We start from the raw sequence: 23,260 nt of genomic DNA, 5'->3' as shown, positions 1-23,260 counted from the left end.
AGGTGAAGACAACTTGAAAAAGGAACAAGTTCAAGATGCTAATGAATTCAAAGAAGATTTGATAAATGAGGAACCTGAGGCTGATGTAGCTTCGGAAACCGACTCATTTACGGCAGAAGAAATTAGTGAAGGTGCTTCAGACACAGGTTCGGAGGTAAAACGTCTGCAGGATCTCGCTGATGAATATCAAGGACGTGCGTTGCGTGCGCAGGCTGATTTCGATAACTTCCGTCGTCGTACTCAGAAGGAGAAAGAAGAGTTGGCTCAATATGCCACCTCCAAGCTCGTGACTGAATTGCTTTCAGTACTGGACAATTTTGAGCGTGCTTTAGTGACTACTCCTAGCAGCCCAGAATCCGAAGCTTTCGTGAAGGGTGTTAATATGATTTTCCGTCAGCTAGATGGGGTATTGAAGTCCGAGGGACTTACGGCTATGGAAACAGTAGGACAGCCTTTTAATCCTGAATACCATCAGGCTATTATGCAGGTGGAGAGCGAGGAGTACGAAGAGGGTATCGTAACGGAAGAGGTCCAAAAGGGATACCTCCTGAAAGATAAAGTCCTTCGTCCTGCTATGGTCAAAGTCAGCATGTAATCTGTATATATAGGACGGGCAGTATCTGTCCACCATGTACCATTCGAATTTTTTAAATATTTTATTATTTTAATGAGCGAATGCTCCATATACCTTTAGAGGAGGCAAATTATTGTGAGTAAAGTTATCGGTATTGACTTAGGAACCACGAACTCTTGCGTTGCCGTAATGGAAGGCGGCGAAGCCGTTGTAATTCCAAACCCAGAGGGCGCACGTACAACCCCTTCGGTGGTAGGTTTTAAGAAAGACGGCGAGCGTATCGTCGGTGAAACAGCTAAACGCCAAGCAATTACTAACCCTGATCGTACGATCAGCTCTGTTAAACGTCACATGGGTACTAACCATAAAGAAAGCATCGATGGTAAAGACTATTCCCCACAAGAAATTTCAGCAATGATTCTTCAAAAGCTGAAATCCGATGCAGAAGCATATCTTGGCCAAACTGTTACTCAAGCAGTTATCACAGTTCCTGCTTATTTCAATGACAGCCAACGTCAAGCTACTAAAGATGCAGGTAAAATTGCAGGCTTGGAAGTTTTGCGTATTGTGAATGAGCCAACAGCTGCAGCTTTGGCATATGGTCTGGAGAAATCCGAAGATCAAACTATCCTTGTTTATGACCTTGGTGGCGGTACGTTCGACGTATCTATCCTTGAACTGGGCGATGGATTCTTTGAAGTAAAAGCTACAAGCGGCGACAACAAACTTGGTGGCGATGACTTTGACCAAGTGGTTATGGATCATCTGGTATCCGAATTTAAGAAAGAGCAAGGCATTGATCTGAGCAAAGATAAATCTGCTGTACAACGTTTGAAAGATGCAGCTGAAAAAGCGAAGAAAGAATTGTCGGGCGTACTGACAACTACTATTTCTCTTCCGTTCATCACTGTAGTTGACGGAGTACCTCAGCATTTGGAGATCAACTTGACTCGTGCGAAGTTTGATGAGCTTACTGCTGGTCTAGTAGAACGTACTTTGGGACCAACTCGTCAAGCATTGTCTGATGCTGGCATGACGCCTGCAGACCTTACCAGAATCGTTCTGGTTGGTGGTTCTACACGTATCCCTGCTGTACAAGATGCAATTAAGAAGCTTACAGGTAAAGATCCACACAAAGGTGTGAATCCGGATGAAGTTGTAGCTCTTGGTGCTGCTGTTCAAGCGGGTGTATTGACTGGTGATGTTAAGGACGTTGTATTGCTCGACGTAACTCCGCTTTCCCTCGGTATCGAAACTGCAGGCGGCGTGTTCACGAAGATGATCGAGCGTAACACTACAATTCCTACAAGTAAATCCCAAGTATTCTCGACCTTTGCTGACAACCAACCTAGCGTTGAGATTCACGTGCTACAAGGTGAGCGCCAAATGGCGAATGGCAACAAAACATTGGGACGCTTCATGCTGAACGAGATTCCACCAGCACCACGTGGCGTACCACAAATCGAAGTTTCTTTCGATATTGATGCCAACGGTATCGTGAATGTGTCTGCAACTGATAAAGGCACTAACAAGAGCCAAAAGATCACTATCACTTCTTCCAGCGGTCTGAGCGACGCAGAAGTAGAACAAATGATGAAGGATGCCGAGCTTCACGCTGAGGAAGACCGTAAGCGTAAAGAATTGGTAGAAGCGAAGAACAGCGCTGACCAACTCGTGTATTCCACTGAGAAAGTGATCAAAGATCTTGGTGATAAAGCTGATGCTTCCGAAGTTGAAAAAGCAAACGAAGCTAAAGATAAAGTGAAAGCAGCACTTGAAACTGACAATCTTGAAGAAATCAATGCAGCTACAGAAGCATTGACTGAGATTGTACAACAGTTGTCCATGAAGCTGTACGAACAAGCTGCTCAAGCAGAGCAAGGTGCTGAAGGTGGCGCTGGAGCTGCTGAAGGCGCTCCTAAGAAAGACAATGTAGTTGACGCTGATTACGAGGTTGTTGACGAAGATAAGAATCAAGGGTAACCTTAAACGATAAGTGTATAGGGCGTAACTGATAAATTCTTATATAGTTAAGAAGGGAAGGTCAAAACCGGGTCATCCCGTGTTTTGACTTTCCTTTTGTAATATCAGTTTGCACACTCTTCGCGAATGCGCCTTCTGATATTGTAAGAATAAACATCTGCTGGAACTGGATGGTCAGATCCTGGGGTTTTATCGTATAATGGTTTCTTTGGCAGGTAATTAGGAATTTGAGTATGTAATGTACGGAGGTGAAAGCAGTGGCAGATAAACGCGATTATTATGAAGTGCTTGGCCTCAGTAGAGATGCTTCAGACGACGAGGTGAAGAAAGCGTACCGGAAATTGGCGCGCCAATATCACCCAGACGTGAATAAAGCAGATGATGCTGAAGCTAAGTTTAAAGAAGTAAAAGAAGCTTACGATGTTCTTAGCGACGGACAACAGCGAGCTAGATATGACCAATATGGCCATATTGATCCTAACCAAGGTATGGGCGGCTTCGGAGGCGGCGGTGGCGACTTCGGAGGATTAGGCGATATCTTTGATATGTTCTTTGGCGGCGGCGGACGTCGTGATCCTAACGCACCACAGCGTGGTGGGGATTTGCAGTATACGATGACCATTGAATTCAAGGAAGCGGTATTCGGTAAAGAAACTGATATCACTATTCCACGTACGGAAACTTGCGATACCTGCTACGGCTCCGGGGCTAAACCGGGTACTAAACCAGAGACTTGTTCCACTTGTCATGGTAGTGGGCAACAGGAATTCGTACAGAATACACCACTTGGACAGATGCGTAATCGTCGTCCATGTTCGCATTGCAGTGGTACAGGTAAGATTATTAAGGAAAAATGTACGACTTGTAGCGGACAGGGTAAAGTTAAGAAGCAGCGTAAGATTCATGTACGCATCCCTGCCGGTGTCGATGACGGTGCGCAGCTGCGCATGACTGGCGAAGGCGAGGGCGGCTTACGCGGTGGTCCTGCTGGAGACTTGTATATTGTCATCCGTGTCAAATCGCATGATTTCTTCGTACGTGAGAACGATGATATTATGTGCGAGGTTCCACTTACATTTGCACAGGCTGCACTTGGCGATGAGATTGAGATTCCTACCTTAACGGAAAAAGTGAAGCTGAAGATTCCTGCGGGAACGCAGACCGGTACTTTCTTCCGCCTTAAAGGTAAAGGTGTTCCACGTCTACGTGGATCTGGCCAAGGTGACCAGCATGTTAGAGTCATTGTTGTGACACCTAGCAAGCTGAATGATGAGCAAAAAGATTTGTTGCGACAGTTCGCCTCTCTAAATGGAGAAAACACACATGAGCATGAGCAATCTTTCTTTGATCGTGTGAAGCGTGCGTTCCGCGGGGACTGATATTTCTAACTTCATTAATTGAGTAAATAAATAATACAGCAGAGCAGCGATCCTCCCGTTATTTGGGGATCGCTGCTCTGCTTTTTTGATTAAGGCAGTTTGCTCATGTCGACTGTTAGTAGGGACAAGCTAGCCAATCTCATACGGTGCTTTTCATGCCAATAGCGACTATGGGGTCCGTTAGCATGCCAAATATCGCATAATCCAGCGTTTAAGGTCATCTGAGTCCGATGACTGCCTCGGAAACGCAAATGTGACTTATAGACGAAAAAGCCCCAGCAGTCATTGGCTGCTGGGGCTTTCTTTTAAAGTGCAACTAGATGTTGTTCGAAGAACGTAGGTCCTCAAGCACACGGCTCAGAATTGTTGCTGCTTGTGCACGAGTCAATGTACCTTGTGGATTGAAGCTGTCCGCAGTAACACCTTTGAGATAACCTTTGGTTACAGCATAGGCTACAGCGTTGCGTGCCTCCGCAGCGATGTTATCCGCATCCTTAAAGCTTAAAGGTGTCTTGGCTACTGTAAGATCAGCACCAAGAGCCTTAGCGATGATAAGAGCTGCTTCCTCGCGAGTCAGCACATCACGAGATCCACTTTCTTTGATGCGAGTACTCCAAGTGTCACCTTTTCCAAGTAGACGGTCGAAGAGCGTTAGAAGCTCTGCCTGATTTAAAGTGTCAGCAGGTTTAAAGCTGCCATCGGCTCCTTTGCCGGCAATGATACCATGTGAAGCAAGGATTTCGATATCGGTTTGAGCCCAGTGTGTGCCAATATCTTTAAAGCTTATTTTTCGGGATGCTGCACTGTAAGAACCGTCACCAGTAACGTTAAACTGTAGAATCCCTTCTTTAGAGATAGAACCAGGTAGTAGATAGGACCATTTATGATCCTTTGATTCTACATAAGCGGCAGTCTTTCGTGCATCATGAAGACTGCTGGCTTTTAGATTAAGCTGAAGGATGATCGGCTTTCCGGTTGTCCAACCATTTTTGATAGTGAGAATGGAAGAACCGATATTTAATGCTGCTGAGCTACCTGCTAAAACTGCTGTGTTGCCCGCATCGGTCAGACTAATCGTAAGGGTTAAGCCGTTGCTGTTGATGAAATCCGGAAGTGTCGCCGCTGGAATAAGTACATTGAACCCATTACCATTTAGGCGGAGCGCATTCTCCGATTTCTTTAACTGCTCGGCTTGGGCCGGGGTAAGAGTAACAACAACTTGGCTATATTTATTGAAGCTTACATCGCTAAGATCAAGAACAGAAGTTTTATCTTTTGCATTCTGGATCGAATTGGCTAATGCAGTGTCTAAGATGTTGAACACCGCTGAAGGCTTGCCACCTGCTGAATCTGCAGTCTCTACTAGCTTCCCAGATTTCAATGCGATTCCAGAAGCGGGAGCACTGGTTGCCGTAGGTACATTCGATTCAGGTGTAGGTGTTGGCTTCGGTGTTTCAGGTGTGTTAACAGTTACGCTTACCGTTCTCAAACCAGATGGGATCGTTGATGTTGTAGCATCATTCCAGACCTGTACATCGTATAGCTCCAAGTCGTATTTTCCCGCTTTAGATGGTTTGAAGGTTATTTTGCCTAGTGAGCCAGAGCCGTGATAAGCACCACCTGATAGATTGACGCTATACTGTGTCAGTTTGCGGCCGTCTCCGAGATCATAGGTTTCTGAGAATTCTGTAAGTGCAACACCAGAGAAATTCTCCTCTTGATACGTAGCCAGTTGTACGCTTGGCTGGATCGCTGGTGTTTCGAGAGAACCATCGTAGATGACAGCGAATGAAGCCCCATAGATGCCATAAACCTCATCTGTCACGGAATACCCTAGATCAACGGTTACCGGCTGTCCCAAATCAATAGTGGCTGCAGATAGAGACGGATTTACATTGAAAATACCATCCCCTGTGCTATAAAGCAGTCGCTGAGCATAATCATCGTCGTCCGCGCCATTACCTACTTTATCAACCACATAGATTTTGTACTCATTAAGCCCCCCGTTAACAGGAACGTCAATGGAAAAAGCACCATTACTTGCAATTACTCCACCGAATTTATAAGTATTCCCATCATAATGTTTACCTTCGGCGTACACGGTAAACCAATTTCCAATAGGTTGTGTATTAGAAATATAATAGGCCATTAGGTCATCATCAATAAAACCGCTGATTTGAGCCGCACCAGGATCGGTTGGCGCTTCACGTTCATACTCCTCAAGTGTGATGCCGGAAACTAATGGCTTCTCGGTATCAATTGTGAACTTGATCTTTTGTGTCTCGAGCAGTTGTCCATTGGGAAGCACAGGAGTGATGTAGTAGTGACCATCTGGTAAAGTGGACTTGGCGGAGGTCTCCAGGTCTGTTAACGTTCCATCCCAATTTGTAATTTCGTACACGCCACGATAGACCTTTTCATCGATAGAATAAACTGCACCTAAAACTGTCGCAGGAGCATCTATTGAAGAGGCTACAAAACTTATGCCATCCAGCTCTTCATTGACAGAGAAGGTAAAGGTGGTATCGTCTGAGCGTCCATCCCCATTAGGAGAAATCTGTGGATCTTCAAAAGAAAGTTGATTAACAGGCTCTAAATTGAATTTATCGCCAACAAGTGCATTAAAGGGAAGACGAAGAGTTTCTGTATCAGAGGTTAGGAACAGGATGCCTTCATATGCTCCCTCTTTTGCAGTGTCAGAAACCTTCAGTGTAAATTGTGCATAATGATCTACACCTGAGGTAATACTTTTTGGTGCAATATTAATACTAATGTCACCAGGCGCTTCTGTAAGCCATTCGGTGGACAGCGTGTAGGTTGATCCAATCCCTTTAAAGTCCTCTACATAGACTGATTTCGTTACACTAGCTCCCTTTGAGAGCAAGCCAAAGGATAAGGAACCTGTGTAATAAGGGATTTCTACAGTACCTGGAAGACCACTAATTAAGCTCTCCCCGACTTTAGCAATAGATTCAGCTTTAGCTGATTTCTCCAAATTAATTAATCCGGCACCTTGTTGATATAGTGAGTAAGGATTCCCATCACGGTTAAAGATAGGATCAGCATTGTTCATTAGCAGTGCTTTAATTTCATTTGGCTTAAGATCAGAGTTTTCACTCAGTAGCAAAGCTACAGCTCCTACAACATGTGGGGTTGCCATGCTGGTGCCGTTTTTTAAGCCATAAGCGTGTTCGTAATCACCATTCCAGCTAGGAATTGTGGAGTTGATACTGACCCCTGGCGCAACAACATCAGGTTTGATTAGATAATCCGGCATCCCCGGACCCATTGAGCTGAAGTTTGCTAACTGATTGACTTCAAGCCCTATATAGTAACTGATGATATCTTTAGCAGCATCCAATTGAGCTTTTATCTTTTTGCCATCTGCTTGAGTAATTCCGTAGGTAGGAACGTAATTCCCAGGCGCACCAAGGGTGGGAGAGATTTCACCAGTAGTATTATTAGCAATTAGGACAAGTTTGGCTCCAGCTGCTTTGGCATTTAGAGATTTATCTCCGAAACTCAGCACACCTCGATCGACAAGGACTACCTTATCTTTGACGTCCAAATTTGTGTAATCGGAAGTACCTCCAAGACCAGCGTAAACGATCTTACTGCCAGCTATATTATCAACTAAGTCTGGGGAGTAAGTTGCTAAGGTCCCTGGAATTTTTTTAACATCGCCAATATCAAAGAATGGGGTATTCACTGGGGTAGTAGAAGCACCTACACTAAGTGCGAGTTGAGATCCAGCAGGTTCGCCCAATGTTCCTACATCCGGTCCAGCGTTACCGGCGGCAACTACAACATTCACGCCCGACTTTATGGCGTTGTCTATCGCGATTGAACTTGCGGAATAGCTTTGGTTAACATCAGAGCCCAGGGAGAGGTTAATTATATCGGCTCCATCAGCGACCGCTTTCTCAATACCCGCGATTACAACCGCTGTTGGACCGGAACCGTAAGGGCCAAGTACGCGATACGCGTACAAATCTACCTCAGGTGCAACATCCAATATTGTACCTGCTACATGAGTGCCATGCGAGGTTTCATATGGGCTACCATTTTTTGGAGGGAAGTTGGCATCAGGAGGTGTTTCTGACGGATCATTATCCTGATCATAGGCATCGTAACCGCCCTTATAATTATCCTTTAATAAAGGGTGGTTTTTATCGATGCCGGTATCTACAACCGCTACCTGTACCCCTTCTCCTGTGTAACCTAATGCATGTAGTGTATTCGCACCTATAAGATTGCCACTGTCCGAATAAGAACGTGTAACAGGCAAAGTCGCTACCTCTAGACTGTCTGCTAACGCATGCACTTCATCATTTGGATAAACAGCCGCGACGCCCGGAAGCTCTAGCAGCTTGTTTACTTGATTGGCTGGCAACGTAATGGAATACCCGTTAAAAATTTCACTGTATTCAAAACCGATGTCGGCATCGATTTTCTGCGCTGAGGAAATAAAGCTTTTATGCTCTGAGATAATTTTACTGCGTTGTAAGGAGACTGAGGATCGTAAAGAAGAAGTTTTAGCCTCATTTTCATACACACTGACTGGTTTATTAGTTAATTCCACAATTACGGATACTGGTGCTGAACCTTTGAGCACACCCGCGTAGTTATGAGGGGTCACACTTTGAGAATGTACATTATTAGCTAGGTTAGTTGATGTTTCAAGGGATGAGTTCGCAAATGCAGCGGATGGAAAAAGGACAGAAACAGCCAGTCCGAAGCTCGCCGCCCCAATACCAAATTTTTGAATAGAGTGTTTAAAGGTACGTTTCAAATAAGTTCATCCTCCCAAATGAATTTTTATACTGCAGTGTGTATCTGTAGTTCTCCTCCTCAGCGTAAAATGTAAAAAATTATGAAAATTAAATTTATTCTACAGCTATAACTTCAAATCGAATATACAACTTTAGCACTATATTGCAGGGAAGCGTCGAGGAAAATGTCGAATTCCCAGTAAATAAGTGGAGTATGAGAAAAAAAGGGCATAAAAGAAGTGAAATGAAGACAATATAAAGGAATGCAACAGATATCTGAATTTCAAGCGAGAGCGGGGATAAGATGTCGGAAAGATCTATTTTGGCTTATTTTAAAAGCCCTGAGGAAGCGGAGGGTGTTGCTCGTAAGCTCCGTGCACTTCGGGCCATTGAAATTTCCGTTGATCGCTTCAGTAGATATGGAGGCACGAGCTTTAGCTCAGGGGTAAACCCAGTGACAGGCAATGTTGCCAGAATGGACTCCATGACTGCTGAGCGTGCACACACAGGTATACTAGCTGCTGCTGATACCAGCGCCAGTGGGATGAGTCATGGCGGAGATGGAGGACCGACGGGTAGAGATATTTTACTTACGGTGATCTTGAATTCGGAGTCCCATGATCAAGCATTACGCTTAATTGAAGAAGCAGGCGGGATGATTTGAATAATAATTTTCTTAATAAGAAGGGAGACGATCGATACTATGGATAGAGAGAACTCGCAAATATTCTCAAAGACCGAGAAGATGAAAATGCTGTACGAGGCGAAGGCAGAGGACGTAGAGTTTTCAGCAGCGGAGGCAGATCTGGAGGATATCGAAGCCCAGGCCCGGGCGTTAGAAGCAGACAAACGTCAGCTGCATGAAATTATGAAAAAAGAATAGATGCTAAAAGCTAAGGCAGATACCTCACATTGTGGGGTATTTTTGCGTTCTGGTGTGTATAATTAGGAGAATAGCCCATGCAGGGGGGAGAATATGGACAACGTTATTTTATGGATAGGTTTAGCACTGCTTATCGCATTCTTAACTTTTATGAATCAGAAGCAACTGTACTCTTCAAAAGTAAAACAGGCCTACCGTGAGCTGCGGGAGCTGACTGAAAAAGTTCGGCTGGAACGATCTGAGGCAAGCGATTTATACCGTTGGGAAGTAGAGTTAGCCGAGATGGAGAAACACCCGAACGAACTTAATAAACTGGATGCTGAGATTGGGGTTCGCCAGGCGTTTGTGATGTATTTGGAAAGACATAGTCCTCTGGATGCAAGACTTCCAAGTTTAAAGGAGGCTGCTGCCCATCAGAAGGATTCAGTATGGGGAATCAAGATGGGAGATTACGGATCCAAGAAATAAGGAACTGTACATATAAGGGCTATGTTTGCTGGACCGTTTGGTATGTGCATTTTCAAGAGACAAATTAGTATTAATAGGAACTTGCTTCGAACCCTGGCTGGAATTACGGCTGGGGTTTTTGTGGTTAAAAATAATTACGGAAAAACTCCCTGTATTTTTCTCCAGACGCCTAAAAATGTGAGCTTTTAGGGAGAATCTCCCACAAATAACTCTTAAAACTAGAAAAAGGCTTGATTTTATAAGATTATAGGGAGCATTTCCCTAAAAAAGAGATAAATCTTTGATATTCGTGTATTTATAGGGAGGTTTTCCCTAATTATCATCACTTAAAAGTATTTCAGGGATCAATCTATTAGAAATGAGCAATACTCGCTCGCCATCGGCCTTTTTTAACAACGAATTTTAATAAATTTAATAAGAATCATGTATTTCTCTCTGCGCAATAAGAGCGTATAATTGTTCAGATATACTTCATGATGACGCGACGAGTAACTTATAGATATCCAGGAGGAATTATTATATGGGAATGGTACACTCTCAGGGAGTTACCGATGAGCTTGTTGTCCGATCTTTAGAAAAAAATTTAGCGATTATAAGGTTTGATCTTGAGCGACGAGTGGCTTATGTGAATGACGTTTTTGCTAGTTCGATGGGGTATAACAAAGAAGAGATGTATGGTATGCATCATAAAGAGTTTTGCTTTCCTCACTTTGTAAATAGCCCGGGCTATGAGCTGTTCTGGCAGGATCTTTTTTCAGGAAAAAGTGTTCAGGATAAGATCGAACGAATGGATGCAAAAGGAAATGCGGTATGGCTGGAAGCTACATATATGCCTGTCTTTGATGAAAATAATGAACAGGTCATTGGCGTATCTAAGATAGCGACTAATATCACGGATCGACAAAATAACATGAGTGTTGTGGTACAGCGGATGAAAGAGATGTCGGACAGCTTAAATCATAGAGCCGAGAAAGGCATTGAACGTAGTCAAGAACTATTGCTGAGTATCGATAAAATAGCCGAAGTATCCATTGAAAATACACAGACTCTAGCTAATCTGGAGACACAAGCGGTATCGATTCAGGGAATTGTACAAACTATTCGTAACATTGCTTCGCAAACGCAACTGTTAGCGCTTAACGCAGCAATTGAAGCGGCACATGCCGGGGAGTTTGGGCGTGGTTTTGACGTGGTTGCAAAAGAAGTTAGGAAGCTATCTTCCATGGTGCAGGATTCGATCATTCAAGTGAAAGATAGTGTGGATGCCATTACGCTGGAAATCAATAAGATCTCCAAAGGAACAAACCAGGTGCAAGAAAATATAGAAGCTAGTCAACAGCAGATTCAAATAGCCGTAGATGATTTCAATAATATTTCTTCCTCAGCCCAGGATTTAGATACACAAGCACGAGAGGTTATGAATATCATTTAATTTCTGTATGCTGTTAGCGTGAATATAAAGGAAAGCCAGTTCTCAGATTTATGGGGAGTGGCTTTTTGTGTTGCGAGTTTAATTGTTATCTTTCATCTGTTATTACTAGCATCTATAGTTTATGCTCAGAAAAACGAACCTTTTCCAGAGATTGGTTGTCATATAGATATCACGGATAAGAAAGGAGGGAGAAAGATTTGGAGACTAACCGGGAATTATTCGAAGCCTACAACAAGGATGTATATCGGACCTGCTACTATATGGTGCATGACGCGGCGGATGCGGAGGACTTGACGCAGGATGTGTTCATTACCGTATTTCACACGAATCGTGAGAACGTAGAGCATTTGAAGGCTTGGATTATGAAAATAACGGTCAACCATTGCCTGAATCATTTGAAACGGAAGCGTACTTTACAGCAAAAAATATCAGACAATCTTTATTTATTTAAGAAGTCTCCAGAAATCCCTGTAGAGCGATTGATTGAACAGAGGGAGACATCAATGGAATGGGCGAAATATTTGAGCCAGTTGCCAGTCAAACTTCGGATGGTGATTACGCTTAGGTACATGCATGATTTCAGCTTGGCTGAAGTATCAGACCTGCTATCCATCCCGCTCGGGACGACCAAATCAAGGCTGCATAAAGGGCTAAAGGTATTGCGGAGAATTTTGCTGGAGGCTGGGGTTCAAATTGAACGGAAAGAGGGCGAATCTTATGAAAAAGTTGGAGAATATGCTGGAGCATCAGTTAAATGAGGGTCAAAGTGTAACATATCCTGATTTTGAAAGCATGTGGGAGAGAATTGAACATAAAAATACAACATCTTTTCACGCTCGGATGAGCAGTGGTAGCCAGAAACAGGGGAGAAACTGGAGCAAAATAGCACTTGTTTCATCGTTTTCAGTACTTCTAGCGGCGGCGCCAGTATATGCGGCAGTTCATTATAATTGGGATACAATGCTCCGTGAAAAAGGTGGTATTCAGGCGGCACTGGCACAAAACCTCGGTCAAAAGCTGGATCAATCGGTGACAAAGGACGGAGTGACGCTAAAGCTACATACCGCCATCGTGGATGAGAATCGAACGGTCATCTTATTCACATTGGATGTTGGACAACGACAGGACAGTGAAACTTGGCGTGTGACTGAGATGACCCTGAAAGGTACTGAGGGGAGAAATAGTTCTGGAGAGTACAATTATCTGAACTGGGACGAAAAGAACCGAATTTATAACGGTTATTTCGAAAGTGAATGGACACCAGAGAAGGACACCGTGAATGTTCAGCTAGTTACAAATGATATTCAGGCTTTTAGTGAACAGTCGTTAGATTTGCCGTTGGATATTCACTCGACGGAGACACAGAGCTTCCCTATTGGACAGGAGGGGATGCGCAGCATAGAGGTGAAGCCGTTTACCCAAGGTCAAGAGAAAATGTTATTCTCTTCAGCGATCATTTTTGATCAGCCAGAAGCAAAAGAATGGGCCTATCCAAATATTGTCGGGTACAAAAATGGAACGCTCATAAATTCGCTGCCTGGAGGTACTTTCGGTACACCAGGAGAAAAAGGGGAGTATACAGCGCAGCAATACTTTAAGGCGGAGGATGTTTCCGGTGGTCAAACGACTTATCAGCTGCAATATATGAAGAAAGAAAAAGATGTTAATGGACCACTTTCATTCGATCTTCAATTAAGTAAAAAGCAGATGGAGAGCGGGACGATAAAAACCAGTCTAAATCTGCCGCTCGAGGCAGGTGAGACTGATTACACGCTGGAGAATATGGTTGTGTCGCCTACTCAAATTCGAGTCACAGTTAGAAGTAAGGATATAGACAATGGCTTCCCTTATAAAAAGTATGCTCTTGAAGTAGCAGGCAAGACGCTTGAGGGGAATTTATGGAGATCTCCAGAGGGTGAGCCGGAGCTGACAGTGCTTCGTTTCGAACGGCCAGTCGATCTTGAAATTACGAAAGAGACTCCGATTACCTTTGTAGCTAAATATAAGGTGACTCAGCATGGCAGCTATAAAATTACCAAAAATAATGATGACAAAATACCGCTTCTTTTAACGAACATCTCTCAAAAGAAACAGACGATTATCCAGCAACTCAACGGGTATCCGGTGAAGTGGACATACTATATGCAAGGATCCGATCTTTATGTAGAAACTGGAAGTGAAGATGCTCGCTTCGGTGGAATTAACCAGACACATATCGGGTTGGGGAAGGAGCGCATCCTAGGTAAACCGCTAACCGTCAATTTCGCGGGGGATGGAAACAACAAGGCCATTGATGTGTATAAGGATTTTAAAGGTACAGAAGCTACTATCTATATGTTCTACTATACAACTGATGATCCGGATAAAGAAACGAGAGTGCAGATCCGGTTATAAGAGTTAGAAGAAGCATAATTAAAGGAAATAGAATAACTTTTTTAGGGGATGAACCTTGTGTTCTTCCCTTTTTTTCGTTTACAGTGAGTAGACGTTGTAAAGGTTTAGCTATGAATAATTAAAGGGGGAGGAAATGATGGAAGTAACTCGCTGTGCTTGGGTCAATGATGATCCTCTATATATTGCCTATCATGATGAAGAGTGGGGAAAGCCTCTGTATGGTGACCAAAAGCTGTTTGAATTGCTTATGCTGGAAGGGATGCAGGCAGGGCTGAGCTGGTACACGGTACTAAAAAAACGGGCGCGTTTCAGAGAGGTATTTGACGGATTTGATCCGAATAAGATTGTCCATTATGATGAAGCCAAAATGGCAGAGCTAATGAGTGATCCAGGGATTATTAGAAATCGATTGAAAATTGATGCTATCATTCGTAATGCGGGTGTGTATTTGCAAATTTGCGAGGAATATGGCAGCTTTGCAGAGTATCTCTGGAGCTTTGTCGGAGGTGTGCCAACTATTAATCATTGGAAGACTCGTGCAGATGTACCTGCTTCGACGGCTCAGTCTGATGAGATGAGTAAGGCATTAAAGAAGAAAGGCATGAAGTTTGTGGGTACTACAATATGCTATGCTTTTATGCAGGCATCGGGGATGGTGGATGATCATTCGCTCAACTGCTTTTGTAGGCGTAAAGAGGACGTCGCAGGTCGTTGAGCTGTAGTTTGGCGTTACACCAATAAGAAATGTTATACTATGAAGCGAATGCTTTCGAAGTGAGTTTTGCACGAAGTAAATCAATGAAGCAAATGCTCACAAAACTAAGCCTATGCTTTCGAAGCGAGTTTTGCACGAAGTAAACCAATGAAGCAAATGCTCACAAAACTTTTAGGAGGATTACATAAAGATGTTATGGCATGAAGTGACGATACATACAACAGAAGAAGCACAGGAAATGATTTCGAATTTTTTATATGAAGCTGGTGCGGGTGGGGTTTCTATCGAGGAATCCGGCACACTGAATAAAGAACGGGATACACGTTACGGTGAATTGTACGACCAACCTTTGAATGATATTCCTGAAGGAGAAGCGGTCATAAAAGGGTATTATGCCGATTCCACAGATATGGATGCTGTTATAGAAGAATTGACTCCACGGGTAGCCGAATTGCATGAGTACGGGATTGATCCAGGCAAAGCGTTGATTTCTTGGAAGACTGTGGATGAAGACGAATGGGCGCATGCTTGGAAGCAATATTTCAAACCGCTACGCGTATCCAAACGTCTTACCATTAAACCAACCTGGGAGGAATATACGCCTGAGAGTCCAGATGAAGCCATCATTGAGATCGACCCTGGCATGGCATTTGGTACTGGGACTCACCCTACAACAGCTTTGTGCCTCCGTGCACTTGAAAAGAATATTAGCGGCGGTGAAGAAGTTATCGATGTCGGCACCGGTTCAGGAATTCTGGCTGTAGGTGCGATGCTGCTAGGTGCAAAATCCGTATTGGCCTTAGATTTAGATCCGGTGGCTGTGGAAAGTGCACGGGAGAATGTAGCTCTTAACAAGCTTGAATCATCCATAACGGTAAAAGAGAGCGATCTTCTATCGCTGCTGGGCGGGGAAGGCGTAGCGGATACAGCGGCTGGAGAGATGTGGCCATCCGCTAGACCTGGTCACTCACTAGAAGGAGCCGTTCCTGCTAAGCAAGAGCAAGAAGGCAACCTTGGCGTGACATTGCCTGTACAAATTGTAGTTGCGAATATTTTGGCGGAAATCATCGTATTGTTTACGGATGATGTGTACCGCGCGCTTCAGCCCGGAGGCCTCTACATTACCTCAGGTATATATAAAGATAAAGAAGGACTTGTAGCGAACGCGCTGAAAGCGTCTGGTTTTGAGATTATTGAAATATCCCGTGAGGAAGATTGGGTGGCGTTTACAGCCGGAAAGAGGTAAAGATGGATATATTACAAAATATAATTCGAGTAGATTTAGATCAGCTTCCTTTCCTGCTCATTACAATTTTAATTGCTTTTACAGTACATGAATTCAGTCATGCATATTTCGCGAATAAGTTCGGTGACCCAACAGCAAGATTACTTGGCCGCATGACGCTTAATCCTGCTGTTCATTTCGATTTCTTTGGTATTTTGCTGCTGCTAGTTGCTGGCTTCGGTTGGGCACGTCCGGTTCCGGTAAACCGCGATAACTTTAGTCGTCCTCGTCTCATGGGAGTCATCGTGTCGGCTGCAGGACCAATCAGTAACCTGCTCTTAGGAATTATTGGTGCTATAATCTACGGTGCACTTGCGGCAGCTGGAGTTCTAGATAATATCTCGAATGATCGCATGCTCGAGGCTGTATACTTATTCTTTGGCACCTTCATTCAATGGAACTTCTTTCTGTTTCTGTTCAATCTTATTCCGCTGCCGCCACTGGATGGCTATCGGATTGTGGAAGATATCGCCCCACGTTCGATCCGCGGCAAATTACAGCAATTTGAACAATGGGCTGTATTTCTCTTTTTATTGATTCTGTTTATTCCTGGGCTACGGACGTATACGATTGATCCGCTCGCAGGCTGGGCTAGTGAAATGTCGAGAACATTTGTACAGTTGTCTCTAAGAATTTTTGGCAGCTAAGGCAAGGGATGAAGTCTGTTCAACCTTTGTCAAACATTGTATTATGTAATTTGATCAAAATTTGATCGTTAATTTTCGTCTGACCGAACCTTATATTTCTTGAAGAAACGGGTGATGTCCTTATAAGGGCGACTAAGCCGTTTCTTCAAATATAAGAAAGTATAAGTACCACTCTATACTTTATGACTTATATTTTTCGATTAAACGCTTACCGTCCTTATAAGGACGCTGAAGGCGTTTATATTTGTTACTGAATTTATGAACAGGATGATGATGAGATGCAGCGATATTTCGTTACACCGGAGCAGTTTGGTGCGGATACCGTGAGAATTGATGGGGAAGACGCCCGTCATATCGCTAAAGTGATGCGTGGTAAGGCAGGGGACAAGCTTATTGTTAGCGATGGTGTTTCCCGTGAGGCATTAGTAGAGATTGCGCAGATTGAAATTGGGGAAGTCACTGTGAACATTTTGGAGTCCCTGGAGATGACGCATGAACCTCGAATTAAAATTACAGTCGCTCAGAGCTTGCCTAAAGCCGATAAGATGGAAACTGTCATTCAGAAGTGTACAGAGATTGGTGCTGTAGGCTTTGTTCCTTTTCTGTCAGAACGCACAATAGTGCAATACGACGAGCGTAAAGAAAGCAAACGACTGGATCGCTGGCGTAAAATTTGTAAGGAAGCTGCCGAACAGGCTCATCGGAACATCGTTCCGTCTGTAGGGTCACCGTTGTCCTGGAAGCAGCTTTTGCAGACTTTTAGTGAGTATGATGCTGTTTATTTCTGTTATGAAAAAGAGGAAGGCTTACAGCTTCGAAGCAGCGTCGCTCCATGGTTAGCATCGCTTTCGCCGCAGTCTGGCGGGAAAGTTATGGTTGTGGTAGGTCCTGAAGGAGGTTTTACTCCGGAGGAATGCCTCAAGGCAGAAGAAGCCGGGGCAGTATCCGTAGGACTAGGACGGCGAATTCTGCGCTGTGAGACAGCGGGCATGGTTGCCGCTGCTTGTATATTATATGAATCTGGAGAAATGGGAGGAGCTTAAGAGATGCCATCCGTAGCGTTTTATACTTTAGGTTGTAAAGTGAATTTCTATGATACCGAAGCCATTTGGCAGCTATTTAAAAATGAAGGTTACGAGCAGGTTGATTTCGAGGGTCCCGCCGATGTATATCTGATTAATACTTGTACAGTAACTAACACAGGTGACAAAAAAAGCCGTCAAATGATCCGACGCGCCGTGCGCCGTAATCCAGAGGCCATCGTAGCCGTAACAGGCTGCTATGCACAGACCTCTCCTGGGGAGATTCTAGATATTCCTGGAGTTGACCTTGTCATCGGTAACCAGGACCGCGATCAGATCATGACACATGTGAAGAATATTGAAGCCTCACGTCAGCCGGTCAATGCTGTGCGTAATATTATGAAGACACGTGAGTTCGAAGAGATGGATGTGCCAGGCTTTGCGGATCGGACGCGTGCTTTTATGAAGATTCAGGATGGTTGTAACAACTTCTGCACCTTCTGCATCATTCCATGGTCGCGTGGACTTTCTCGCAGTCGTGATCCCAAAAGCATCGTAGCTCAAGCGCATCAATTGGTAGGAGCAGGGTATAAGGAGTTTGTACTAACGGGTATTCATACCGGAGGTTACGGTGATGATCTTGATAATTACCGTCTTTCCGATTTACTGTGGGATCTAGATAAGGTAGATGGTCTGGAACGGGTGCGTATCAGTTCTATTGAAGCTAGTCAGATTGATGAGAAGCTGCTTGAGGTGCTGAATCGTTCCTCCAAAATGTGCCGTCATCTGCATATTCCGTTACAAGCCGGTCATAATGATGTGCTGAAAGCGATGCGCCGTAAATATACGACAGAAGAGTATTACGCCAAAATGCAATTGATCCGCCAGGCGATGCCAGATGTCGGGATTACCACTGACGTTATCGTTGGATTCCCGGGTGAGACCGATGAGATGTTCCGTTCCGGATACGATTTCATGAAGGCTGTAAATTACTCGGAGATGCATGTATTCCCGTATTCCAAGCGGACAGGTACTCCTGCAGCGCGGATGGAGAATCAGATCGATGAGGAGATCAAAAATGTACGCGTGCAGGAGCTGATTGATCTATCCGAAGAAATGCAATTAGCATATGCCCGTAAGTTTGTAGGACAGACGCTTAGTGTGATTCCGGAAAGATCCGCTAAAGGAGCTCCGGGCCGCAATATCCAGCATGGATTCAGCGACAACTATTTGCAGGTCTTCTTTGATGGAGAGGATTCACTTCAAGGAGAACTTTGTGAGGTGAAGATCACCGAAGCTGGTGTGAACGAATGCCGAGGCGAATTGGTCGGGGTTAGTCAGAGCGGTCTTAAGCTGGCTGTTCGTTAAGGAATAGACGTTAGTTAAAAGACAGCAAAGGAGCAAATCTCCCGTTAATGGAGAATTGCTCCTTTGTGTGTTTGGCGTTAGCTGAGAAATGCAACCGCATAGCAGAGGAATAGCTGCTACATGGGAGAGGTATAGCTCTCTCCTAATCTTGCGGTTTTCTATGGAGATACCAGCATACTTTCGGACTCCAGGGACAATATTCTTGGAAAAGTGGTACATATATTAGCAGTGATTTTGTAAAGAAGCCCAAAACAACGCCCATATCGCCCAGAAGGCGCGAAACGTGAGAAAGAGGGGTATAAATCCCCCAGATATCGCCCGAAAGGCGCGAAAGGTGAAAAAGAGGGGGAAAAATCCCCCAGATATCGTCCGAAAGGTGTGAAACGTGAGAAAGAGGGGTATAAATCCCCCAGATATCGCCCGAAAGGCGCGAAACGTGAGAAAGAGGGGTATAAATCCCCCGATATCGCTGAGAAGGTGGTGCGGAGCGCCTGAAAGAGAAGCTCTCGCTTACAATCACTATAAATGACTTGTACTAAGTCATCTTTTTAACTCTTTTATGGACGAAACTGGCATGATGAATCCTGATCGTTACGCAGAAATAATGCAGCTATTCCTGATAACGAATTCTTACGAATAGCGCCAAGAAGTGGTCAGATAAGAGACGGGGGGGAGCAGCAGCCACGGTAACTCATTGCTTTTGGGGTCCCCTGCATGATCAAAAAAACATCCGCAGGATCATGATCGAAACAATCCCAACCAGTACAGTTCCTAGCAAACTCCGGGTCTTTATAGCGATCCAAAAAGTAGGGATTGCCGCAAAAAGCTCAACGTTATTAGCTATAGGTGGGAATTTTCCATCATTTAAGAGGATCTCCTGACCTATTAGTGCCGCCATAACAGAGATAGGAACATAATTTAACCAGCGCATTCCCCATTCAGGCAATTCGAATCGGCTTAGAATCATTAATGGAGCCACCCTTGGAATGAAGGTTACCAAAGCCGCCCCTAGAATAATCAAAAATACATCCCATCTCACTTCCATTTTTCAAGCACCATCCCTACTGTTGACGCAATGACCGTTGCAATAATGACACCCACACTACCGGAGAATACGAAGGAGCTAGCTACAGCGATGATTACTGCTAGGATTGCGACAACTAAATCAAGTTTTATTTTATTACGATCAATCATGGAAATAACAAGGATGCCAATGAACATGGCAGGTAAAGCAAACTGTAGACCGAATTGATCTGGATCAGAAATCCACTGTGCCAAAAAAGCTCCTGCTATATTCGCAATAAACCAATTTAAATAGGCAGTGAGATTAAGGCCATGCATCCATTTTTCACTGATTTGTTGCTTATTCACTGTTTGATTAATAGCAACTCCAAAGGTCTCATCTGTCAGCAGGGTTCCAACCAGCATGTTTCTCAGTGGGGTAAGATGCCGGAAATAAGGTGACAGAGCTGCACTAAGCAAAATATGACGAAGATTCACGATAAATATCGTAACGATAATAGCAACAGGTGAGCTGCTTACAGCTATCATTCCAGCAGCTATAAACTGTGCTGAACCGGCATAAAGCATCAGACTGATCAAGGCAATCTCAGCAATGCTTAGCCCGGCTGTCTTTTGAACAACACCTGCTGCAAGTCCAATGCTCAAATAACCTAGTAGTGTTGGAATGCAATCTTTTACCCCTTTAAGGAAGCTATCCTCCTCTTTTGGAGTAGGGATTGTCTCTAGTTGAAAGTTCTCTATACTCATCATAGCCCCCTTGGTTCAAAAAAAGAATGTAGTAGCTAGCATATTACTTCCTAATATATTGATCAACCTATCACCTGATTATCTAGTCTGAAAGTCCTGAATTTGGCTTTATGGAGTTATAGGGTAAACACTTGGTGTACAATTGTCGATATAAGTAAAAGAGTGTGGGGATAAACCACCAAACGACATTATAACCTAAGGGAGAGAACAAATGACTGTGTACAGGAAAATGACGAAAATGCTCCTCATCATGATATTGTTAGCTACTGCGGTTTTTCCGGTAAGTGTCTTTGCAGCTGCCGGCGATATCAACTCGATTGAGTTTGAAAGCTCAGCCAAAGTACAGCTTACGGTTGGACAAACGCCAAAGCAACTGAAGGTATATGCGAATGTGGAAGGGTCCTCCTCCAAAAGAGATGTGACCGGTGCAGTGGTATGGAATTCTTCTAACACTAACGCTGTAAAAGTAGTAAATGGCTTATTGACTCCAATAGATAGCGGAAAGGCTATTATTACAGCTACTTATAATCATGCACTCGCTACTATAGAAGTAGAGGTTTCACATCCGATCAAAGAATTGAAGCTCGAATATAGCTCTGAAGGGAACTATAAATTGGGTGACGAAGAGGATAAACTGTTGGTCAAAGCCAATGCGATTGGTGGCGAAACAGCAACTTCTGCCAAGGATGTAACGGCTGATACCACTTGGAGCAGCTCCAATACAAGCGTATTGACGATTGCAGAAGGTAAAATCACACTGGCGGGTGAAGGTACCTCAACCATTACTGCCAAATACAAGGATCTAACAGCAACCTTTAAAGCTGTAGTCAAATTGCCTTATTCTGAAATTGAGCTTAAAAATGATAAGGGCATCGTAATTAAGGAAATTGAAATGCTCGTTGGCGATAATCCGGTGAAAGTAGCTGCGTTTACCAAAGAGACTACAAAGACGACCGCAAATGATATTTCAGAGAAAGCGGAATGGTCTTCTTCTAATACAACTGTCGCTACTGTAGACAAGGGAGAAATCAAAGTACTGTCCGCAGGAAAAGCTGTAATTACAGTATCTTATCTGGGGATTACACAAACTGTGGATGTATATGTACGTGCTCCTTACGAGGCATTATTGCTTACTCCATCAGGCGATCAATTCTTGTTTATGGGTGAGAGCTTGAACGTTAAAGCAGAAGTTAGAGATGCTGCGAATTCCACTCCGAATGTATCCAGTAGTGCAGTATGGAGTTCGGACAACCAGCTCGCGGCGACGGTTACTGCGGGTACTGATGCTGCAGCGATCACCGCAAAAGCAGTGGGAACATCGGTTATTAAAGCAGAGTACAGAGGGATTAGTAAAAGCTTTAAGTTGACGGTATACCCTACGATTACTGAGTTGGAAGCTGATAAAAAGGAACTGGACATGTACACAGAGGATTCCGTTAGTTTGCCAAAGGTCAACGGAACCAAGCTAGATGGAACGAAGCTGGATCTTAGTCAAGAAATCGAGTGGACTTCTGCCAACGATGAGATCGCCACCATCAAAGATGGCAAGCTCGTTGCTGAAAAGGCTGGTACTGTTAATATTGTCGGCAAAATAAAATCAGAGAATCCTACCTCCTCCAAAGCGGCTATCCGGGAAAAAAGTGTTGTAGTGAGTGTTACAGTTAAAGATAAGGTTCATATTTTGCTCGGACCAGAGGAAAACGTTGTGATTGTTACTGGTGAAGAGAAGGCTGTTCCTGAAGTCAAAGCTGTGATGGAAAATGGGAATGAACTCGATGCTACAAGTACTATGGAATGGGAGATTACCGGTACGAATGCAATTATCAAGACAACCTCATCCGGCAAGGTAATCAAAGGACTGGTGAAGGGTTCTGCCACTTTAAAGGGAACCTACGCTAATAAGACTATTAGTATCCCGGTTACTATTGAACAAAAGGTTACTAAAATTGTTGTAGAACCGAATGCGATTGAATTGAATATTAAAGGTTCTAAATCCATAAAGGTAACGGCTTACTACTCTAATGGTAAGACGGGGAATATCTCCAGCAGCATGAATTGGGAGTCCTCGAATGAAGCAGTTGCCACGGTTAAAAGTACATCTGTTAAAGCCATAACAGAAGGAACTGCGACGTTATCAGGTTCTTACCAAGGGCTCGCTGCTAGTGTCAAAATTAATGTAGTTCCTAAGCTAATGAAGTTGACTGTCAACGAGAATAGACTGAAGATGGCTCCGGGAGCTGTTCAGAATGCAGTTGTGATTGCGCAGTATGATACGGGGAAGACCGCTATTGTTACGGGAAGTGCGGCGTGGACTAGCTCTAAGCCTTCTGTAGCTAGAGTATCTGCTAGCGGCCAGATTGTAGCTGTGAGCAAAGGAACGGCATCCATTAAAGGAAAGATTGGCACCAAGACAGTGACGGTAACCGTTACTGTGAAATAGATAAAGCAAATCACATAATAACTCTATAAGTGGTCTGGGTCTGCAAAGCCAACATTAATGTTGCTTTGCAGATTTTTTTATTTTAATCTATATTAATTCCGACTATTCCGATGTATAATTACATAAAA

At 43.9% G+C, this 23,260-nt stretch carries 18 protein-coding genes; 15 read left to right on the top strand and 3 right to left on the bottom strand.

The window, feature by feature from the left end:
* The first annotated feature begins 13 nt into the window (after positions 1 to 13).
* The 3 genes from grpE (at position 14) to dnaJ (ending at position 3,936) form a co-directional block, all read left to right on the top strand.
* The gene (grpE, locus tag ACFWMP_RS20220; protein ID WP_042191002.1) at positions 14 to 595 is read left to right on the top strand and encodes a nucleotide exchange factor GrpE; all 582 of its coding nucleotides are present in this window, start codon (positions 14 to 16) and stop codon (positions 593 to 595) included.
* Positions 596 to 709: 114 nt separating this feature from the next.
* Positions 710 to 2,557: a molecular chaperone DnaK gene (gene dnaK / locus ACFWMP_RS20215; RefSeq protein WP_042190999.1), complete on the top strand. Its 1,848-nt coding sequence runs from the start codon at positions 710 to 712 to the stop codon at positions 2,555 to 2,557.
* A gap of 257 nt (positions 2,558 to 2,814) precedes the next feature.
* Positions 2,815 to 3,936: a molecular chaperone DnaJ gene (gene dnaJ, locus ACFWMP_RS20210; RefSeq protein WP_042130386.1), complete on the top strand. Its 1,122-nt coding sequence runs from the start codon at positions 2,815 to 2,817 to the stop codon at positions 3,934 to 3,936.
* Positions 3,937 to 4,252: 316 nt separating this feature from the next.
* On the opposite strand, the gene ACFWMP_RS20205 is transcribed toward dnaJ, so the two are convergent.
* On the bottom strand, positions 4,253 to 8,728 hold the full coding sequence (locus ACFWMP_RS20205) for a S8 family serine peptidase (protein ID WP_379424567.1): 4,476 nt from the start codon (positions 8,726 to 8,728) through the stop codon (positions 4,253 to 4,255).
* Positions 8,729 to 9,012: 284 nt separating this feature from the next.
* Between ACFWMP_RS20205 and ACFWMP_RS20200 the strand changes: the two genes are divergently transcribed.
* The 11 genes from ACFWMP_RS20200 to mtaB all read left to right on the top strand — a co-directional run bounded on the left by ACFWMP_RS20200 (position 9,013) and on the right by mtaB (position 18,922).
* Entirely contained in the window at positions 9,013 to 9,372 is a 360-nt protein-coding gene (locus ACFWMP_RS20200; protein WP_042190997.1) for a hypothetical protein, read from the top strand.
* A 39-nt stretch (positions 9,373 to 9,411) separates the two neighbouring features.
* Positions 9,412 to 9,591, top strand: coding sequence for a YfhD family protein (locus tag ACFWMP_RS20195; protein ID WP_042130382.1), 180 nt, complete (start codon positions 9,412 to 9,414; stop codon positions 9,589 to 9,591).
* 93 nt (positions 9,592 to 9,684) lie between these two features.
* The gene (locus tag ACFWMP_RS20190; protein ID WP_076299679.1) at positions 9,685 to 10,059 is read left to right on the top strand and encodes a hypothetical protein; all 375 of its coding nucleotides are present in this window, start codon (positions 9,685 to 9,687) and stop codon (positions 10,057 to 10,059) included.
* Between the two features lie 520 nt (positions 10,060 to 10,579).
* Positions 10,580 to 11,491 carry a methyl-accepting chemotaxis protein gene (locus tag ACFWMP_RS20185; RefSeq protein WP_042190993.1) on the top strand — a complete coding sequence of 304 codons (912 nt, stop codon included), beginning with the start codon at positions 10,580 to 10,582 and terminating at the stop codon, positions 11,489 to 11,491.
* Positions 11,492 to 11,688: 197 nt separating this feature from the next.
* Positions 11,689 to 12,249: an RNA polymerase sigma factor gene (locus tag ACFWMP_RS20180; RefSeq protein WP_379424566.1), complete on the top strand. Its 561-nt coding sequence runs from the start codon at positions 11,689 to 11,691 to the stop codon at positions 12,247 to 12,249.
* Entirely contained in the window at positions 12,209 to 13,885 is a 1,677-nt protein-coding gene (locus ACFWMP_RS20175) for a DUF4179 domain-containing protein (RefSeq protein WP_379424565.1), read from the top strand. Before ACFWMP_RS20180 ends, ACFWMP_RS20175 begins: the two co-directional genes overlap by 41 nt.
* A 136-nt stretch (positions 13,886 to 14,021) precedes the next feature.
* Positions 14,022 to 14,600 carry a DNA-3-methyladenine glycosylase I gene (locus ACFWMP_RS20170; protein WP_042190988.1) on the top strand — a complete coding sequence of 193 codons (579 nt, stop codon included), beginning with the start codon at positions 14,022 to 14,024 and terminating at the stop codon, positions 14,598 to 14,600.
* Between the two features lie 190 nt (positions 14,601 to 14,790).
* Entirely contained in the window at positions 14,791 to 15,846 is a 1,056-nt protein-coding gene (gene prmA / locus ACFWMP_RS20165) for a 50S ribosomal protein L11 methyltransferase (protein ID WP_341052238.1), read from the top strand.
* 2 nt (positions 15,847 to 15,848) lie between these two features.
* Positions 15,849 to 16,532 (top strand): site-2 protease family protein, encoded by a 684-nt coding sequence (locus ACFWMP_RS20160; protein ID WP_379424564.1) that lies wholly within the window; start codon positions 15,849 to 15,851, stop codon positions 16,530 to 16,532.
* A 278-nt stretch (positions 16,533 to 16,810) separates the two neighbouring features.
* Positions 16,811 to 17,575, top strand: coding sequence for an RsmE family RNA methyltransferase (locus ACFWMP_RS20155; protein ID WP_042190982.1), 765 nt, complete (start codon positions 16,811 to 16,813; stop codon positions 17,573 to 17,575).
* 3 nt (positions 17,576 to 17,578) lie between these two features.
* Positions 17,579 to 18,922 (top strand): tRNA (N(6)-L-threonylcarbamoyladenosine(37)-C(2))-methylthiotransferase MtaB, encoded by a 1,344-nt coding sequence (gene mtaB, locus ACFWMP_RS20150; protein WP_379424563.1) that lies wholly within the window; start codon positions 17,579 to 17,581, stop codon positions 18,920 to 18,922.
* Between the two features lie 718 nt (positions 18,923 to 19,640).
* Here mtaB and ACFWMP_RS20145 read toward each other — a convergent pair.
* Both ACFWMP_RS20145 and ACFWMP_RS20140 read right to left on the bottom strand, forming a co-directional pair.
* The gene (locus tag ACFWMP_RS20145; protein ID WP_379424562.1) at positions 19,641 to 19,967 is read right to left on the bottom strand and encodes an AzlD domain-containing protein; all 327 of its coding nucleotides are present in this window, start codon (positions 19,965 to 19,967) and stop codon (positions 19,641 to 19,643) included.
* A complete protein-coding gene (locus ACFWMP_RS20140) occupies positions 19,958 to 20,692 on the bottom strand; it encodes an AzlC family ABC transporter permease (protein ID WP_076284796.1) in 735 nt (244 codons plus the stop codon). The genes ACFWMP_RS20145 and ACFWMP_RS20140 overlap by 10 nt, the downstream gene beginning before the upstream one ends.
* 211 nt (positions 20,693 to 20,903) lie before the next feature.
* Here ACFWMP_RS20140 and ACFWMP_RS20135 point away from each other — a divergent pair, with 211 nt between their 5' ends.
* Positions 20,904 to 23,132 (top strand): hypothetical protein, encoded by a 2,229-nt coding sequence (locus tag ACFWMP_RS20135; RefSeq protein ID WP_339243210.1) that lies wholly within the window; start codon positions 20,904 to 20,906, stop codon positions 23,130 to 23,132.
* The last annotated feature ends 128 nt before the right edge of the window (positions 23,133 to 23,260 follow it).

This window comes from Paenibacillus sp. NPDC058367 (genome assembly GCF_042723305.1).
Taxonomy (GTDB): Bacteria; Bacillota; Bacilli; order Paenibacillales; family Paenibacillaceae; genus Paenibacillus_AQ.
Note: the sequence above shows the minus strand (reverse complement) of the source record. Positions and strands in the feature narration are given on the sequence as shown.